This is a genomic window from Janthinobacterium sp. EB271-G4-7A, from assembly GCF_020858075.1.
Taxonomy (GTDB): Bacteria; Pseudomonadota; Gammaproteobacteria; order Burkholderiales; family Burkholderiaceae_D; genus Janthinobacterium; species Janthinobacterium lividum.
Map to the genome: position 1 here is coordinate 1 of NZ_JACYMI010000015.1, position 572 is coordinate 572.

The window sequence follows — 572 nt, forward strand, 5'->3', positions numbered from 1 at the left end:
GCGCCGACGGTACGGCCGCCTTCGCGGATAGCGAAGCGCAGACCTTCTTCCATCGCGATCGGGTTGATCAGCTTGACGGTGATCGACACGTTATCGCCTGGCATGACCATTTCTTTGTCTGCTGGCAACTCGATCGAACCGGTTACGTCCGTCGTACGGAAGTAGAACTGTGGACGATAGTTGTTGAAGAATGGCGTATGACGGCCGCCTTCGTCTTTCGACAGAACATAGATCTCGCCGGTGAAGTGTGCATGCGGCTTGATCGAGCCTGGTTTTGCCAGAACTTGACCACGTTGCACGTCTTCACGCTTGGTGCCGCGCAGCAGCAGACCAACGTTGTCGCCAGCTTGACCTTGGTCCAGCAGTTTGCGGAACATTTCCACGCCGGTGCAAGTCGTTTTGACGGTATCGGTGATACCGACGATTTCGATCTCTTCGCCGACTTTAACAATGCCGCGCTCGATACGACCGGTCACAACGGTACCGCGACCCGAGATCGAGAACACGTCTTCCACTGGCATCAGGAAAGCACCATCAACAGCGCGCTCTGGCGTTGGGATGTATGCATCCAG

At 56.1% G+C, this 572-nt stretch carries 1 protein-coding gene; it reads right to left on the bottom strand.

All coding sequences use genetic code 11. The features are described from left to right. The coding region (locus IGS58_RS28985) for an EF-Tu/IF-2/RF-3 family GTPase (protein ID WP_268989993.1) at positions 1 to 572 on the bottom strand (572 nt) is incomplete at both ends.